The sequence below is a fragment of the Acidibrevibacterium fodinaquatile genome, assembly GCF_003352165.1.
Taxonomy (GTDB): Bacteria; Pseudomonadota; Alphaproteobacteria; order Acetobacterales; family Acetobacteraceae; genus Acidibrevibacterium; species Acidibrevibacterium fodinaquatile.
This window is the reverse complement of sequence record NZ_CP029176.1, coordinates 2,376,292-2,393,079: the sequence shown is the minus strand read 5'-3', so window position 1 is coordinate 2,393,079 and position 16,788 is coordinate 2,376,292. Positions and strand designations below refer to the sequence as shown.

Sequence of the window (16,788 nt, the reverse complement as noted above, 5' to 3'; positions counted from 1 at the left end):
TCATCCCCGGCACCGGCGGCGCGCGGGCGATCTATGTCGTCCTGACCGCTCGCGATGCCTTCACTCTGCTCGACAGGAACGCCAAGCGCGCGAAGGAAAACCTGACCAATGCCGACAAAAACGCCCTCCGCCGCATCCTCGCCGCGCTCGACCGCGGGCGATGGTCAGCCTATTGGCGGCGGCGTTTTTTTTCAGGGATTGCGAGCGTGGTCGCGTATACTCTATCCCTTCGCTATGAACCAACCAAAAAACGTGCCAAGGATGATCAACCCGATGGGTGCAACCCCATGAAGCGCATCGATTTTCAGACCCATCCCGACCGTTATCGTCATTGGCGGATGCAATGCGAGGGGCGCATCGCGCGGCTTCTCATGGATGTCGATCCCGGAGGCGGCATCGCCGAAGGCTATGAATTGAAACTCAATTCTTATGATCTCGGCGTTGATATCGAACTCGCCGACGCGGTCCAGCGGTTGCGTTTTGAACATCCCGAAATTGGCGCCGTGGTGCTCGGCTCGGCCAAGGAAAACGTCTTTTGCGCCGGCGCCAATATCCGCATGCTCGCTGGCGCCTCGCATGGCCATAAAGTCAATTTTTGCAAATTCACCAATGAGACGCGGCTTGCGATCGAGGATGCGAGCGCTCATTCCGGTCAAACCTATCTCGCCGCCGTGAACGGCACCGCGGCCGGTGGTGGCTATGAGTTGGCGATGACCGCGGAGCATATCCTGCTGATCGATGATCGCCGCTCGACGGTTTCCCTGCCCGAGGTCGCGCTGCTCGCGGTTCTCCCCGGCACCGGCGGGCTGACGCGGCTCACCGACAAGCGCCGCGTGCGTCGCGATCGCGCCGATCTCTTTTGCCTGATGGAAGAAGGCGTGCGCGGCGCGCGGGCGCTGGCGTGGCGGCTCGTCGATGAGGTGGTGCCGCCGAGCGCCTGGGAGGCTACCGTCGCCGCCCGCGCCGAGGCGTTTGCCGCGCGGAGCGATCGTCCGGCGGCGCGAGGCATCGCCCTTACCCCGCTTGCACGCGAATTTTCCGCCGATGCGATCCATTATCCAACGCTCGACGTCACGATCGATCGCGCCGCGCGCCGCGCCGATCTCCTCATTCATGGCCCCGAGAGCTTGCCCCGCGATCTTGCGGGGATTTTTCAGGCGGGCGCGAGTTTCTGGCCGCTCGCCTTTGCCCGCGCGCTCGATGATGCGCTCTTGCATCTGCGGACCAACGAACCCGAGATCGGCACTTTGGTTTTTCGGGCGCGCGGCGATCTCGAGGCCGTGCAAGCCGCTGATCGGCTGCTCGAGGGGTATCGCGAGGACTGGCTGGTGCGTGAAATCCTGCTTTATCTCAAGCGGGTTTTCAAACGCCTCGATATGACCTCGCGCAGCCTGATCGCGCTCGTCGAGCCGCGCTCGTGCTTTGCCGGAACCCTCGCTGAGATCGTGCTCGCCGCCGATCGCGCGCTGATGCTGGACGGGCCGGATGGCGGGCAGGCGGTCGCCCGCCTGGCTCTCGGCCCGCTCAATTTCGGCGCCTATCCGATGGGCAATGATCTGACCCGCCTTGGCGCGCGTTTTCTCGATGACCCGGCGGGGCTTGCTGCGGCACGCGATCTCCTCGCCACCCCACTCACCGCCGAGGCGGCCGAGGCAGCGGGGTTGATCACGCTTCGCTTCGACGATGTCGACTGGGAGGACGAGGTGCGGATCATGCTCGAAGAACGCGCGAGTTTTTCGCCCGATGCGCTGACCGCGATGGAGGCCAATCTTCGTGTCCCCGGTCCCGAAACCATGGAAACACGTATCTTCGCCCGCCTTACCGCCTGGCAGAACTGGGTGTTCCAGCGCCCGAATGCGATCGGTGAGCAGGGCGCGTTGAAACGCTACGGCAGCGGGGTGCAGCCCGATTACGATTTCCGCCGCGTCTGAGATAGCGCGGCGAGACGGCGAGAGGACGGGGAGAAAACGAAAATGCCTGATGGAATGGACGTCGATTATGATGGTCTGATCCCGAACAATGTCGGCCTCAATGCCGATCCGCGGGTGAAAAAAGCGCTCGAGACCTGGCATCCCGGCTATATCGATTGGTGGAAAACGATGGGGCCGGAGGGATTCCAGGAAAGCCTCGTCTATCTCCGCACCGCGGTCGGGGTCGACCCCGAGGGATGGGCGAAATTCGATTACGTGCGCATGCCGGAGTACCGCTGGGGAATTCTGCTCGCCCCGGCCGTGCCCGATCGCCGTATCCCGTTCGGCGCCCACAAGGGCGAGAAGGCGTGGCAGGAAGTCCCCGGCGAGTACCGCGCCATGCTGCGCCGCTTGATCGTGATCCAGGGCGATACCGAACCGGCGTCCGTCGAACAACAACGCCATCTCGGCGCGACCGCGCCTTCGCTTTATGATCTTCGCAATCTCTTTCAGGTGAATGTCGAGGAGGGGCGGCATCTCTGGGCGATGGTCTATCTTCTCCACAAATATTTCGGCCGCGACGGCCGCGAGGAGGCGGAAGACTTGCTCCGTCGCCGCTCGGGCGATCGCGATGCGCCGCGCATGCTCGGCGCCTTCAACGAGGCGACGCCGGATTGGCTCTCATTTTTCATGTTCACCTTCTTCACCGACCGCGACGGCAAGATGCAATTGGCGGCGCTGGCGCAATCGGGGTTCGATCCGCTGTCGCGCACCTGCCGCTTCATGCTGACCGAGGAAGCGCATCACATGTTCGTCGGCGATTCGGGAATCTCACGCACCATTCAAAGGACGTGCGAGGCGATGCGCGCGGCCGGGATCGAGGATCCTTTGGCGATTGAGCGGGTGCGGGCGCTCGGTGTCATCGATCTGCCGACCATTCAGAAAAAGCTCAATCTCCATTTTTCGCTCACCCTCGATCTCTTCGGCAATGAAATCAGCACCAACGCCGCCAATGTTTTCCATGCCGGGCTCAAGGGGCGCTATCGTGAGGACAAGCTGACCGACGACCATCAGTTGCTGAACGACACCTATCCGGTGCTTCGCCTGGTCGATGGCGTGATCCGCAAGCAGGAGGTGGCGGCGTTGTCGGCGCTGAACATGCGGCTGCGCGACGATTACGTTGCGGATTGTCTCTCCGGCGTGCGGCGCTGGAACGCGTTGATCGAGAAGCTCGGCATCGATTTCGCCTTGCGCTTGCCGCATGTCGCGTTCAATCGCCGGATCGGCGAGTTCGCGGCGATCGAAACCGATCCTGACGGCGAGATCATGAGTGCCGCGGAATGGCAAGCGCGGCGCCATGAGTTTTTGCCCGACGCGGCGGACGGCGCCTTCATCGCGAGCCTCATGCGCCCGCATTACGCGCCCGGGCAATTCGCCTCCTGGATTGCGCCGCCGAAAACCGGCATCGACAACAAGCCCGGCGATTTCGACTATGTGCGGCTTGACGGGTGAGCCTGAGGACGGTTCTCGCCTGACGATAGGCCATGCCGATATCACGGCCTTCCGGGAATGCGGTGGCGGAAGGCGAGGGCTTCTGCGATGTGTTCGCGCCGCACGCGGGCGGCACCCGCGAGATCGGCGATGCTGCGCCCGACGCGGAGGATCCGGGTAAAGCCGCGCGCCGAGAGGCGCAGCTTCTCCGCCGCGTGCTCTGCGAAAGTGCGCGCGTCATCGGCAAGCGCGATGGCGCCCGGTTCGGCTTCGACATTGGGCGCCCCGCCGCGGGCGCGCATCCGCTCGCGGGCCTCGGCGATCCGCGCGCCGACGACGGCCGATCCTTCCCCCGCCGGCGCGCGGGACAGTTCGGCCGGCGGCACCGGCTGCACCATCACCGTGAGATCGATGCGATCGAGCAGCGGGCCGCTGATGCGGTTCAGATACTCCTCGCCACAGCGGGGCGCGCGGGTGCATTCGCGGCTGGCATCGCCAAGATGGCCGCAGCGGCAGGGGTTCATCGCGGCGACGAGCTGAAACCGCGCGGGATAGGTGATGTGCGCGCTTGCGCGCGAGACGGTGGTGCGTCCGGCCTCCATCGGCTGGCGCAGCGCCTCCAGCGCCGGGCGAGGAAATTCCGGCAATTCGTCGAGAAACAGCACGCCGCGATGGGCGAGCGAGACCTCGCCCGGCCGCGCGCGCTGGCCGCCGCCGGTGAGGGCCGCCATGGAGGCGGAATGATGCGGCTCGCGATAGGGCGGGCGCATGACGAGGCGCCCTTCCTCCAGCATCCCGGCAACCGAGTGGATCATGCTCACTTCGAGCGCCTCTTCCGGGCTCAGATCCGGCAAAAGCCCGGGCAGCCGCGCCGCGAGCATCGATTTCCCGGCGCCCGGCGGGCCGATGAGGAGCAGGTTATGGCCCCCGACGGCGGCGATTTCGAGGGCGCGGCGGGCGCTTTCCATCCCCTTCACCTCGGCAAGATCGGGGCCGCCAATGGCCGCCGGTGGCATCGCCGGCGCCGGCGGGCCGAGCATCTGCGTACCGCGGAAATGGTTGATCAGCGAGAGAAGGTCGTCCGGCGCGACGATATCGATATGCCCCGCCCAGGCGGCCTCGCCGCCTTGCGCCCCGGGGCAGATCAGGCCGAGATCGAGCGCAACCGCGGCGATCGCCGCCGGCAGCACGCCCGCGACCGGGGTAAGCCTGCCATCGAGCGACAATTCGCCAAGCGCCGCGAATTGCGCCATCTCCGCGCTGGGGAGCACCTCCATCGCGGCGAGCACGCCGAGCGCGATCGGGAGATCGAAATGGCTGCCCTCCTTGAGGAGATCGGCGGGCGCGAGATTGACGATCACCCGCTTGGGCGGCAGCGCCAATCCCATGGCGGTGAGGGCGGCGCGCACCCGCTCGCGGGCCTCACCGACCGCCTTGTCGGGCAGGCCGACGACCAGAAAGGAAGGAAGCCCCGGCGCGATCTGCACCTGCACCTCAACCGGCACCGCCTCGATCCCGGAAAACGCGAAGGAGGGGATGCGCGCGATGCTCATCGGGCGCGGAGCGGATACGAAACCGTCTGTGGCCGGCGGCAGGAAAGATGACACATCACCCCGCTTTCCTGCACGATTGCGGCTTCTCTCGGCAAGTGCATGGGAGCTGAGCAATGCAATTTTCTTTTCTGACGCGAGGCATGATCTGTGGTCTCGCGATCTTTGCGGGCTTTCTCCTCGCACTGGCGCCCGTCGCCGCCAGCGCTGGTGGCGCGGTCGATGCGAGCAGCCTCGATCATAAGCTCATTCTCGGCTATCAGGGGTGGTTTGCCTGCCCCGGCGATCCGGCCACCGGCGGGCACTGGGTGCACTGGTTCGACGGCACCGCGCCGACGGTCGATCTGCTGCCAGCAATCGACGAGCTGACCGTCGCGGAGCGCTGCGCGACCGCACTGAAAACCCCGGCGGGGGCGCCGGTTTTCGTCTATTCGGCGCAAAATCCGGCAACGGTCGATCGCCATTTTCAATGGCTGCGGCACTATGGCCTGGATGGTGTTGCGTTGCAGCGCTTCGGGGTTGCGCTGCGCGAGCCGCAGGCGCGGACGTTGATCGACCGGGTTCTCGCCAATGTCCAAGCGGCGGCGGTGGCGAACGGGCGGATTTTCTTCGTGATGTATGATCTCTCGGGGCTCGCGGATGATGATCTCGGGGTGATTGCCGCGGATTGGCATCGGCTCGCAGCCGATGGTCTGACCGCAAGCCCAGCCTATGCCCGTCATCGCGGCCATCCGGTGCTGGCGCTCTGGGGGCTCGGCTTTCCCGATCGTCCGATCACGCCGGGTGGGGCGGCGATGCTGCTTGCCGCACTCCGGCGCGAGAGTGCTGCGTTCGGCGGGGTGACATTGCTCGGCGGCGTGCCGGCGGGATGGCGGACGCATGATTTCGATGCAAGCCACGATCCCGGCTGGGACGCGGTTTATCGTCAGTTCGATATCATCAGCCCCTGGGCGGTTGGGCGCTATGGCGATGATCGCGGCGCCGCGCTGTTTGCCGCGACCCGCATCGCCCCGGATATCGTCGCGCTGCGGGGGACCGGGATCGACTATATGCCGGTGATATTTCCGGGATTTTCCTGGCATCATCTGATGGACGCGCGCCATGCGCCGGGGCCGCATCCATTGAATGCTATTCCCCGGCGCTGTGGCTGGTTCTTCTGGCATCAGGTCTTATAACGCGGTGCATGCCGGGGCGGGCATGCTCTATGGCGCCATGTTCGACGAGGTGGACGAAGGCACGGCCTTGTTCAAGCTGGCGCCGGACGCTGCGGCAGCGGCGCCGGGATTTCTCACACTCGACGCCGATGGCTGCCGCTTGCCCGAGGATTGGTATTTGCGGCTTTCCTCGGCAGCGGCCGGGGCGCTGCGCTGCGCTGCCCCGCTGACGACGGATTTGCCTCTCGCGCTTCCGCCACCGTGAGGGGATAAAGCGCTAGAGCGCGATCGGTTTAAGTCGATCACGCTCTACCCCTATTTTGGCGAGCAAGTTGGCCGGTTTTGATTGAACAGGATGGTTCAATCAAAACCTACCTTGCTCTAAGGCCAGCGAACTTCGGGGGGGAGGCTCATCAGAATCGCCTCGATATTGCCCCCGGTTTTCAGGCCGAACAGGGTGCCACGATCGTAAAGCAGATTGAATTCGACATAGCGGCCGCGGCGGATGAGCAAGTGCTCGCGCTCGGACGGCGTCCACGAGGCATGCATGCGGCGGCGGACGATCGCGGGGTAAATATCGAGGAATGCCTCGCCGACCGCGCGCGTGAAGGCGAAATCACGCGCCGCGTCGTCGCTTCGCAAATGGTCATAGAAAATGCCGCCGAGGCCGCGCCGCTCGCCACGATGGGGCAGGTAAAAATACCGGTCGCACCAGTCTTTGAAGCGCGGATAGTAATCAGGATCGAACGCGTCGCAGGCGGCGCGCAGGCGGTCATGAAACGCTGCCGCGTCGGCTTTGGCGGCCGCGCTCTCGGGGGCCGCGGGGGTGATATCGGCGCCGCCCGCAAACCACCCCTCGGTGGTGACGATCAAGCGCGTGTTCATATGCACCGCCGGCACGTGCGGGCTTCGCATATGGGCGACCAGGCTGATCCCGCTTGCCCAAAAACGCCGGTCTGCGGCGGCGCCCGGAATCTGTGCCGCGAAATCGGGGCTGAATTCGCCCCAGACGGTGGAGACGTTGACCCCGACCTTTTCGAACACCCGCCCATGCATGAGCCGCATTTCGCCGCCGCCGCCATCATCGCCGCCATTGGCGTCGCTCTCAGACAGGCGGCGCCAGCGTTTGGCATGGAAGCGGCCGGGAGGGGCATCGGCGGTATCGGCCTCGTCCTCGATCGCCTCAAAGGCGGCGCAAATCCGCGTGCGCAGCGCCTCGAACCAAACGCGGGCGGGCTCTTGCAGGGCGTGATGGGGGAGGGGGGTGACCATAGTCTGCGTTATGGCGGCGGCAGCAGATTCTGTCGATGGCGTGTGTCATCGCGCGCGAAAAAATCGTTGTGTCAATCCCGATTCCAGGGTTGACGGGGGCGGCGTCGAGGGGTCTGTTGCAGTCGCTCATGGGCCCGCCTAATATGCGCGCGGCTCATAGCTGGCAGGCAACCCCGGTCTTTTTTGGGGGGCCTGTTTTGTGTGGTGTTTCTTCGAGTAGTGTTTCGCAGGGCAATAACGCCGCGGCAGACGCGGGGACCGAGGTAATGATGGCCGATACCGCCGCTCACTCCTCTCATTCTGGTGCAGGTCATTCCGGCGCTGGGCATGGACCGGGAGATGGCGCCACTAAGCGCGATTTCCTGAAAATGGTCGCCGGCGCCGGCGCCCTGGTCGGGGCCGGGGCGATCGCCTGGCCGCTGATCGACAGCATGAACCCGTCCCAGGACGTGCTCGCGCTCTCCTCGGTCGAGGTCAATCTGGCGCCGATCGCCGAGGGCTCAGGCATCACCGTTCTGTGGCAGGGCAAGCCGATCTTCGTCCGCCATCGCACCGCCGCCGAAATCAAGGCGGCGGAAGACGTCAAGCTCAGCGATCTGATCGAACCGCAAGCCGACGCCGACCGCGTCAAGGCCGGGCATGCGCAATGGATCGTCCTGATCGGCATCTGCACCCATCTCGGCTGCATTCCGCTCGGCAACAAGCCGACCGATCCGCGCGGCGAATGGGGGGGCTGGTTCTGCCCGTGCCATGGCAGCCAGTACGACACTTCGGGCCGGGTGCGGCACGGGCCGGCGCCGCTCAACCTTTATTTGCCGCCATACGCCTTTGAGAATGACACCAAAATCAAGATCGGCTGAGACAGTTTTTCGGAACGGAGTGGCGCGCGATGGTCGGCCTGCACAAGAGTGAGTTCAAGAACCCGGTGATCAACTGGATCGATACCAGGATGCCGGTGTTCACCATGATGCAAAAGGAATACGGCTCCTTCCCGACGCCGAAGAATTTCAACTATTTCTGGAATTTCGGCGCCTTGGCGATGGTCAATCTGGTGCTGATGATCGTCACCGGCGTTTTTCTCGCGATGAACTATACGCCGAATTCGATGCTCGCCTTCGATAGCGTCGAACGCATCATGCGTGACGTGAACTGGGGCTGGCTCATCCGCTATGCGCACATGAACGGCGCCTCGATGTTCTTCATCGTGGTTTACGTCCATATCTTCCGTGGCCTCTATTACGGCTCATACAAGGCGCCGCGGGAATTGCTGTGGATGCTCGGCGTCGTCATCCTGCTCCTGATGATGGCCACCGCCTTCATGGGCTATGTTCTGCCCTGGGGCCAGATGTCTTATTGGGGTGCGACGGTCATCACCAATCTGTTCTCGGCGATCCCGCTGGTCGGCAAAGCCATCGTGACCTGGCTATGGGGTGGTTTCGCGGTCGATAACCCGACACTCAACCGCTTCTTTAGCCTGCATTATCTGCTGCCTTTCGTGATCGTCGGCGTCGTTTTCCTGCATGTCGTCGCGCTGCACATCACCGGGTCAAACAACCCGCTCGGCATCGAGGTCAAAACCCCGCAAGACACCATCCCTTTTCATCCTTACTATACCATCAAGGACAGCGTCGGGATCTGCGTGTTTTTCATCGTGCTCGCCTTGCTGGTATTTTTCGCGCCGAATTTCTTCGCGAGCCCCGATAATTACATTCCCGCCAACCCGCTGCAGACGCCGGCCGAGATCGTGCCGGAATGGTATTTCCTGCCGTTTTACGCGATTTTGCGTTCGGTGCCGAACAAGCTCGGTGGCGTGATGATGATGTTCGGTTCGATCGCGGTGCTGTTCGTTCTGCCCTGGCTCGACACCAGCCCGGTGCGGAGCGCCCGTTTCCGCCCGATCTATCGCCAGCTATTCTGGCTTTTGGTGATTTCGGTGTTCGCGCTCGGCGCTGTCGGGGCGCACCGGCCACAAGGGATATGGGTGGTGATCGGCCGCCTCGCGACCCTTTATTACTTCCTGCATTTCCTCGTCATTCTGCCGATTCTCGGCAAGTTGGAACGGCCCTTGCCGTTGCCCGAGAGTATCAGCCGGCCGGTGCTCGGCGGCGGCAGGATGCCTGGTGGTGCGACCGCTAAGCCGATGGAGAAGGCGTAATGCGTGGCCTGAAATATCTTAGCCTGTCCGTGGCCGCCGCTTGCGCCGCTGCCTTCGCGCCCCTCGCCTGGGCTGATTCCGGCGACAAGCCCGAGGCCAAGGCGCCCGCGCACGAGATCAGCACCGCCGATATTCCGGTGCCGCCGCTGCCGCATATCGATTGGAGCTTTAGCGGCCCGTTCGGCACCTATGATCGGGCCTCGGCCCAGCGCGGCTTTCTGATCTATCAGCAGGTTTGCTCGAGCTGCCATTCGCTGAACCAGCTCTATTATCGCAACCTCGAAGGGATCGGGCTCAGCGAGGATCAGATCAAGGCGATCGCCGCGAGTGTCCAGGTTCCCGGCGGCGTGAATGATGAAGGCCAGCCGATCGAGCGCCCAGGCAAGCCTTCCGATCACTTCAAGGCGCCGTTCCCCAATGAACAGGCGGCACGCGCGGCCAACGGCGGCGCTCTGCCGCCGGATCAGTCGGTGTTGGAACTCGCGCGCGAGGGTGGGGCCGATTATCTCTATGCCATCCTCACCGGCTATGCCGATCCGCCGGCCGGCGTGAAGCTGATGTCAGGGATGAATTACAATACCTATTTCCCCGGCCATCAGATCGCGATGCCGCAGCCGCTGCAGGAAGGCTCGGTGCAATATACCGACGGCGTAAAGCCGACCCTCGATCAGGAAGCCAAGGACGTCGTCACCTTCCTCACCTGGGCGGCCAATCCGGAAATGGAAGAGCGCAAGCAAACCGGCGTTCGCGTGATCCTGTTCCTGGTTTTCCTGACCGGTGTGACCTATGCGGTCAAGCGCCGGGTGTGGTCTGATCTGCATTAGGCACTGCCCAACGGATAAAAGTTTTTTGGTTCTTTTTTTTCAAAAAAGAACGGTTCTTTCTGTCTTTTTTCTACCCGGCGCGTCGCGGCATGATGTCGGCGAGCGGCAAGGTCAGCACCGCGCCGGCCAGGCCGACCGCGAAAAGCGGCAGGTGGCTGCCGCTCGTCGCGTAAAGCCAAGCGAGCAGGAACCCGATCGCGGTTTGTGCCGCACCATAGGCCGCGGTCGCGAGGCTCCAGAGGCCGGGCGCGGCCTCGCCGCCGATGGTGCGGGTGCGAAGCAGGAAAAGACCGGAGACGCCCGTTGCCGTCGCGCCGGCGAACAGGGTGGAGAGCGCGAGCCCAGGCGCCGTATGCCAAAACAGCGGCAACGCGGTGTCGATCACTTGCGCGAGCAGCGCGAGCGCAAGCGCCTGGCGCAGGCCGAGAAGATCGGCAAGGCGGCCGCACAGCGCCGGGCCGGCGGCGGCGCTGATGCCAAACAGCAGCCAGAACGCGCTGCCGGTAACATTGCCGCGCGCCAGGCCGCGGGCGATGAAATCGGGCCACCACAACATATGCGGCGTCGCGGCAACGGCGGCCATGGCGTAAGACGCGATCAGGCGCAATGACGCTGGGTGGCGCGTTCCGGCAAACAGCGCGCGGCGCGGCGCCGGCGCGACGGCCGGCCAGAGCCGCCATGCTGCGGCGGTGACCAGGCATGCGGCGAAACCGAGCGCGAGCCAGGTCACGGCGAGCCCGTCGCGCAGCAAAAGCGGCACGATCAGCGCGCCGAAGACGATGCCGCTGCCAACTCCGGTGAAGGTGAGGCCAGCGGCCAACCCCCGCCAGCGCGGCGCGATCGCCGCCTGAACCGCGGGCCCCGCCAGCACCATCAGCGTCCCGCCGGCGATGCCGGCGAGAATGCGCCAGACGAGGAACCAGAGAAACCCGCCTTTGACCGCACATAGCGCGAAACTGCCAGCGGCCAGCAGCATCGCCGCGCGGAGCGTCGCGATCAGGCCGAGGCGCTGGCCAAGCAGCGGGCCGAGCAGCGCGCCGATGAGATAGCCGCCGAGATTGGCCGCACCCAGCGCCCCGGCAGCACCCGGGCCGAGCCAGCGTGCCGCGATCATCGCGGGCAGCAGCAGCGAATAGGCGAAACGCTGCATGCCGACGCCGAGAAAGGTCGCACTGGCGCCGGCCAGCATCAGCCGGGCGGCGGCGCGGGTCGCCGGCGTCATCACCTGGCGGCGGGTTGGGAAACTCACCGCGCGAGCCAGACCAGCCAGGCGCTCGCCGTGCCGGCGGCAATGCCGATCGCGACATTGCCCGAAAGCCGAACGGTGATCAGCGTCGCCGCCGCCCCCACCCATTCCTTGACCCCGCCCGCCGCGAGTGCCGGCGCGACATAGCCGACGAACAGCGCCCCCGGCACGTAGCCGAGCATAGCGCGCAGGAAAGGCGTGGGGCGTAGGGTGCGGAACAGAAAATATCCGCCCGCCCGGCAGGCGAGCGTCGCGAACGCCATGCCCAGAATGGCGATGAGGTTGCTGGTCTCGATCATGACCGGGCGCGCTGGCGTTCGCGAAAGGCGCCGACCAGGCCGCCGGCGAGCGCTGCGGCGACCACGTGCCAAGCGCCGCGCGGCGCAAAATGCGCGACTGGGAGTGCAACGATAGCGGCGGCGAGCCAGGGCAGGGCATCATGGCGGCCGCGCCAGAGCGGCACCAGGAGGCTGATGAAGGCGGCGAGCGCGGCGAAGAACAGGGGATGGCCGCGCGGTGGGTGGAGTGTGGCGCCGAGAAGGTGCCCGGCGAGGCTGCATGCGAGCCAGGCGCACCAGAGCGCGAAACCGGCGCCGAACAGAAAGCCGCCATCGCGCTCGCCCTTGCGGCCCTCGGCGATGGCGAGCGCGAAGCCGTGATCGACGAGGAGAAAGAGATTGCCCCAAAGCCGCCAGCCCGAAAGCCGCTCGAGCCACGGCGTGAGCGCCGGCCCCATCAGCGCCATGCGGAGATTGACGGCGAACGCGGCAAAACTCACGGCAAGCACCGGCGCCGGATGGGTCCAGAGATCGAGCGCGAGAATCTGGCTCGCGCCGGCGAAAACCAAACCACTCATCAGCCCGATTTCGGCCAGTGAAAGCCCCTTGCCGGCGGCCAGCACACCGACGACGAGCCCGAACGGCGCGAGCCCCAACGCGAGCGCGAGGCTGCGCCGGGCGCCGCGCGCGAAGCCTGCGGCGGTGAAGCTCGCGGTGGTCATGCGTCGCCGCGCCGGACGCGCAACACCAGGGCGAGCGCCGCGTCTGGGCTCATGGCCAGCGCCTGCTCGGCGATGACTCGCGAAAAACCCGCCCGCGCCAGTGCCGCGAGTTCGCGCCCCGGCGCGGTTTCGGGAACGGTGCGAAAGGGGCCGAGGCGGCGGCGGCGGGCGAGAATCAGGGCGGCGGCGAGTTCGCTCTCGGCGGTCTCGGGGAGGCTTGCTGCAGCAATTTCGGGGGCAACCCCGTGCGCTGCGAGATGGGCGGCGATCGCCCGGCGCGACCGCCCGGAACGATTAAGGCGGGCGGCGCGGGCATGCGCGAAGGCAGCATCATCGACGCCGCCCGCCGCGGCGAGCTGCGCGACGATACGCCGCGCGGCCAGCCGCGCCGCCGCCGCCGCTCTGTCCAAGGTTTCGGCATCCCCCGTGGCAGCGCGCCGCCAGCGCAGAATGCGCCGCTCGAGCACGCGCAAAAGCCCGGCCTCGGTTGCCCCATAGCGGGCGAGATGGGCGAGCGCCGCCTCATGCAGCGCCGCCTCGCTGAGCGCCGGCGTGTCGGGTGTTTCGTTCACTGAGGCAGGATGCCATGCACAGCTTCGCGCGCAAACCGCCCACCGCCGGGGGCGAGGGGGAAAACGCGCATGGCAGGCAGTCGTTGGATTTATCTCTGATTTATTGCTCGCAATCCCGGCCCGGCCTCGCTATCTGTGCGGCGCAGCATACCGAGGCGCGATCATCCCCATGACCCTACGCAATATCGCTATCATTGCCCATGTCGACCATGGCAAGACCACCCTGGTCGACCAGCTTCTGCGCCAATCCGGCGCGTTTCGCGACAATCAGCACGTCGCCGAGCGGGCGCTCGACCGCAACGATTTGGAGCGCGAGCGCGGCATCACCATCCTTGCCAAGGTCGCGAGCGTGGTCTGGCGCGAGACCCGCATCAATCTCGTCGATACCCCCGGCCACGCCGATTTCGGCGGCGAGGTCGAACGTATCCTAAACATGGTCGATGGCGCGCTGGTGCTGGTCGATGCCGCCGAGGGCGTGCTGCCGCAGACCAAGTTCGTCGTCGGCAAGGCCTTGGCGCGCGGGCTGCGCCCTATCGTCGTGGTCAACAAGGTCGATCGCGCCGATGCCCGCCCCGACGAGGTGCATGACGAGGTGTTCGATCTCTTCGCAGCCCTCGGCGCCGATGAAGATCAGCTCGATTTTCCCATGCTTTACGCCTCCGGCCGGCAAGGCTGGGCGGATGCGACGCTGGACGGGCCGCGCACCGATCTCTCGGCGCTATTTGACCTTGTCCTCCGCCATGTGCCCGCCCCGAAGGTCGAGACCGAGGCACCGTTCGCCATGGTCGCCGCGATCCTGGAATACGACAATTTCCTTGGCCGCGTGCTGACCGGGCGGATCGAGCAGGGACGGGCGCGCCTCAACATGCCGCTCAAGGTGCTGCGCGCCGATGGCAGCGTCGTCGAAACCGGGCGGCTCACCAAGCTGCTCACGTTTCGCGGGCTGGAACGGGTGGCGGCGGACGAAGCCGTTGCCGGCGACATCGTCGCCATCGCGGGGCTCGCCGAGGCAACCGTGCCGGAGACCATCGGGGCGCCGGATCTTGCCGCCGCCCTGCCCGCGAGCCCGATCGACCCGCCGACGCTGGCGATGACCTTCCGCATCAATGACGGTCCGCTCGCCGGGCGTGAGGGCAGCAAGGTCACCTCGCGCCAGATCCGCGACCGCCTCTACCGCGAAGCAGAGGGCAATGTCGCGATCCGTATCAGCGACAGCGCCGAGACCGAGGCGTTCGAGGTCGCCGGGCGTGGCGAATTGCAGCTCGGCGTCCTGATCGAAACCATGCGCCGCGAAGGGTTCGAGCTTGCCATCGGCCGCCCGCGCGTGCTGACGCGCACCAATCCCGAAACCGGCGAACGCGAGGAGCCGCTCGAGGAAGTGGTGGTCGATGTCGATGAGCCCTATGCCGGTGTTGTCGTCGAGAAACTCGGCCGCCGCAAGGGCGAGCTGGTCGAGATGCGGCCCTCGGGTGGCGGCAAGACCAGGCTGGTATTCTCCATCCCGTCGCGCGGGCTGATTGGCTATCATGGCGAGTTTCTCACCGATACCCGTGGCTCGGGGGTGATGAACCGGCTCTTTGCCGGCTATACGCCCTGGCGCGGGGTGATCGAGGGGCGGCGGAACGGCGCTCTGATCTCCAACGCCGATGGCGTCGCCGTGCATTATGCGCTGTTTTACCTCCAGGAGCGTGGCACGCTCTTCATCGGCCCGGGCGAGAAGGTCTATGTCGGGATGATCCTCGGCGAGCATTCCCGCGAGAACGATCTCGAGGTCAATCCGATCAAGGAAAAGAAGCTCACCAATATCCGCGCCGCCGGCAAGGACGACGCCATGCTGCTGATCCCGCCGCGGCGGATGTCGCTCGAACAGGCGATCGCCTATGTCGAGGACGACGAATTGGTGGAAGTGACGCCAGGCGCGATTCGGCTGCGCAAGCGCCATCTCGACCCGCATGACAGAAAGCGCGCCGAACGGCGGACCGAAGCGGCGTAAAGGAAGGCCGGGGCTCGGCCCCGGATCCGCATTTCCGACTAGCGCTTCGCCTCGAACGGATAGGGGCTTGCGCCGCGGCGCAGCGGGTCGAAAGCGAGCCGGTGTTCGAGCGGCGGGAAAGCGCGCGAGCGGCAATCTGGGCGTTCGCAGAGCCGGCAGGAGAGCCCGATGCCGACCGCGGCGCGTTCGAGATCGAGCCCTTCGGCATAGACGATATCGGCGGCATAGGTGAGCGGGCTGCCCATGGCGACGACGTGCACCGGCGGCGGCTCGCCCCAGCGCGCGGCAACGCCGGTGACGGTGCGGGCAAAGCACAGAAAGCGCGTGCCATCGGGCAGTTCCGCGACCTGCACCCGAACCACGCCGGGGCTCGCGAAGGCGGTATGCACCACCCAGCGCGGACAGGAGCCGCCATAGCGCGCGAAGGGAAAGCCGGCGGCGGAAAACCGCTTGGAGACATTGCCAGCGGGATCGACGCGGAGGAAGAAAAACGGCACGCCACGGGCGCCCGGGCGCTGCAGCGTGGAAAGCCGCTGGCAGGCCTGCTCGAACGAGACGCCAAAGCGCGCCGCCAGCGCCTCCATGTCGTGGCGCAGCGCGGCGGCGGCCTCGCGATAGGGCAGGTAGGGCATCAGAAGCGCCCCGGCGGTGTAATTCAAAAGCCCGATCCGGATGAGCGCGACCGCCTCCGGTGTCGAGGGCTTGACCTCGGCTAGCACCGTTTCGACCGCGTCGGCTGCTTCCAGAAGGGCTAGCTGAAACGCCATGTGAAAGCCGCGGCTTTCGCGTGGCAGCGATTCCGAGAGGGTGAGCCGCCGTGCCTCGGCGTCATAAGCGCGCAAACCCTCGAGCGCCCTGACCACGACGGCGATGCCATGATGGCGGCGCAGACGCTCGGCGATGGCATGGTTGCGCTCGGCGGGCGCGGCGTCGAGTTCGCCGGCGATCGCTTCGGCCGCGGTCTCGAGCGCCGGAAAATAATTGGCATGGTCATCGAACACGTCCCGCGCTTCCTCGTTGGGCAGCAGGATCCGCCGCCCCGAGGGCAGCGCGATGCCGCTCGCATCCTCGCGCGCGACCCGCCAGGCGCGATAGAGCGCGAGCACCGCGCGGGCGGCGTTGGGGGCGCTCGCCGCCAGGGTTTCGATCTCGGCCTCGGCAATGGTCTCGGCGCCCAGCAACGGGTCGGCGAAGACCTCGCGCAGCCCGACCTCCAATTGCCGTTCCTGGGCGCCAGAGAGTTCAGCGAGTTCAATCCGGAAAATCTCCGCGAGCTTGAGCAACAGACCGGCGGTGACGCTGCGCTGGTCATGTTCGATGAGGTTGAGATAGCTCGCCGAAATGCCGAGCCGGGCGGCGAGCGCTTGCTGCGTCAGCCCGTGCTCCTGGCGGAGGCGCCGGATGGTGCGGCCGATCAGCGGTCCGGTCATATTTACAGCCTTTACAAAATTCCCGTGTTGCCTGTCAATATTGCCACAAGTTCCAAGGGTTTCCGCTAATTTGCCGCTTTTCTTCGCGAGCGCAATGTGAAAATTTTACGACCGCGATCCTGCTTCGCTGTGTTGTTCGCATTCAAGGAGCCCACCATGCGCCCGACCCTTCCCTCGCCTTTTTTTGCCCC

The 16,788-nt window shown here is 65.7% G+C and carries 15 protein-coding genes; 8 read left to right on the top strand and 7 right to left on the bottom strand.

Features of this window, described 5'->3' with window-relative positions:
- The first annotated feature begins 287 nt into the window (after positions 1 to 287).
- Positions 288 to 1,931, top strand: coding sequence for a 2,3-epoxybenzoyl-CoA dihydrolase (gene boxC / locus DEF76_RS11450; RefSeq protein ID WP_114912438.1), 1,644 nt, complete (start codon positions 288 to 290; stop codon positions 1,929 to 1,931).
- Positions 1,932 to 1,973: 42 nt separating this feature from the next.
- On the top strand, positions 1,974 to 3,422 hold the full coding sequence (gene boxB, locus DEF76_RS11445; protein ID WP_114912437.1) for a benzoyl-CoA 2,3-epoxidase subunit BoxB: 1,449 nt from the start codon (positions 1,974 to 1,976) through the stop codon (positions 3,420 to 3,422).
- Positions 3,423 to 3,463: 41 nt separating this feature from the next.
- Here the strand turns inward: boxB and DEF76_RS11440 are convergent, their stop codons facing one another.
- Complete coding sequence (locus DEF76_RS11440) at positions 3,464 to 4,954, bottom strand: YifB family Mg chelatase-like AAA ATPase (protein ID WP_114912436.1); 1,491 nt, start codon at positions 4,952 to 4,954, stop codon at positions 3,464 to 3,466.
- Positions 4,955 to 5,067: 113 nt separating this feature from the next.
- On the opposite strand from DEF76_RS11440, the gene DEF76_RS11435 reads away from it, so the two are divergent.
- Positions 5,068 to 6,126 carry a glycoside hydrolase family 71/99-like protein gene (locus tag DEF76_RS11435; RefSeq protein ID WP_114912435.1) on the top strand — a complete coding sequence of 353 codons (1,059 nt, stop codon included), beginning with the start codon at positions 5,068 to 5,070 and terminating at the stop codon, positions 6,124 to 6,126.
- A 22-nt stretch (positions 6,127 to 6,148) separates the two neighbouring features.
- Positions 6,149 to 6,370: a hypothetical protein gene (locus DEF76_RS11430; RefSeq protein ID WP_114912434.1), complete on the top strand. Its 222-nt coding sequence runs from the start codon at positions 6,149 to 6,151 to the stop codon at positions 6,368 to 6,370.
- Between the two features lie 116 nt (positions 6,371 to 6,486).
- Here DEF76_RS11430 and hemF read toward each other — a convergent pair whose 3' ends face one another.
- A complete protein-coding gene (gene hemF, locus DEF76_RS11425) occupies positions 6,487 to 7,377 on the bottom strand; it encodes an oxygen-dependent coproporphyrinogen oxidase (protein ID WP_114912433.1) in 891 nt (296 codons plus the stop codon).
- Between the two features lie 266 nt (positions 7,378 to 7,643).
- Here hemF and petA point away from each other — a divergent pair, with 266 nt between their 5' ends.
- The 3 genes from petA to DEF76_RS11410 are packed head-to-tail and all read left to right on the top strand — an operon-like array spanning position 7,644 to position 10,356.
- A complete protein-coding gene (gene petA, locus DEF76_RS11420) occupies positions 7,644 to 8,237 on the top strand; it encodes a ubiquinol-cytochrome c reductase iron-sulfur subunit (protein WP_456303831.1) in 594 nt (197 codons plus the stop codon).
- Between the two features lie 29 nt (positions 8,238 to 8,266).
- Positions 8,267 to 9,532, top strand: coding sequence for a cytochrome b (locus DEF76_RS11415; protein ID WP_114912432.1), 1,266 nt, complete (start codon positions 8,267 to 8,269; stop codon positions 9,530 to 9,532).
- Positions 9,532 to 10,356: a cytochrome c1 gene (locus tag DEF76_RS11410; protein WP_114912431.1), complete on the top strand. Its 825-nt coding sequence runs from the start codon at positions 9,532 to 9,534 to the stop codon at positions 10,354 to 10,356. Before DEF76_RS11415 ends, DEF76_RS11410 begins: the two co-directional genes overlap by 1 nt.
- Positions 10,357 to 10,426: 70 nt before the next feature.
- Here DEF76_RS11410 and DEF76_RS11405 read toward each other — a convergent pair whose 3' ends face one another.
- Genes DEF76_RS11405 through DEF76_RS11390 form a run of 4 tightly spaced genes read right to left on the bottom strand, consistent with a single transcriptional unit; the run spans position 10,427 to position 13,174 of the window.
- Positions 10,427 to 11,605: a YbfB/YjiJ family MFS transporter gene (locus DEF76_RS11405; protein WP_162800609.1), complete on the bottom strand. Its 1,179-nt coding sequence runs from the start codon at positions 11,603 to 11,605 to the stop codon at positions 10,427 to 10,429.
- Complete coding sequence (locus DEF76_RS11400; RefSeq protein WP_114912429.1) at positions 11,602 to 11,901, bottom strand: AzlD family protein; 300 nt, start codon at positions 11,899 to 11,901, stop codon at positions 11,602 to 11,604. Before DEF76_RS11400 ends, DEF76_RS11405 begins: the two co-directional genes overlap by 4 nt.
- On the bottom strand, positions 11,898 to 12,602 hold the full coding sequence (locus DEF76_RS11395) for an AzlC family ABC transporter permease (RefSeq protein ID WP_114912428.1): 705 nt from the start codon (positions 12,600 to 12,602) through the stop codon (positions 11,898 to 11,900). Before DEF76_RS11395 ends, DEF76_RS11400 begins: the two co-directional genes overlap by 4 nt.
- A complete protein-coding gene (locus tag DEF76_RS11390; RefSeq protein WP_114912427.1) occupies positions 12,599 to 13,174 on the bottom strand; it encodes a RecX family transcriptional regulator in 576 nt (191 codons plus the stop codon). The genes DEF76_RS11395 and DEF76_RS11390 overlap by 4 nt, the downstream gene beginning before the upstream one ends.
- A 169-nt stretch (positions 13,175 to 13,343) precedes the next feature.
- On the opposite strand from DEF76_RS11390, the gene typA reads away from it, so the two are divergent.
- Positions 13,344 to 15,167, top strand: coding sequence for a translational GTPase TypA (gene typA / locus DEF76_RS11385; protein WP_114912426.1), 1,824 nt, complete (start codon positions 13,344 to 13,346; stop codon positions 15,165 to 15,167).
- A 38-nt stretch (positions 15,168 to 15,205) separates the two neighbouring features.
- Here typA and DEF76_RS11380 read toward each other — a convergent pair whose 3' ends face one another.
- Positions 15,206 to 16,597, bottom strand: coding sequence for a helix-turn-helix domain-containing protein (locus tag DEF76_RS11380; RefSeq protein ID WP_114912425.1), 1,392 nt, complete (start codon positions 16,595 to 16,597; stop codon positions 15,206 to 15,208).
- Positions 16,598 to 16,788 lie beyond the last annotated feature (191 nt).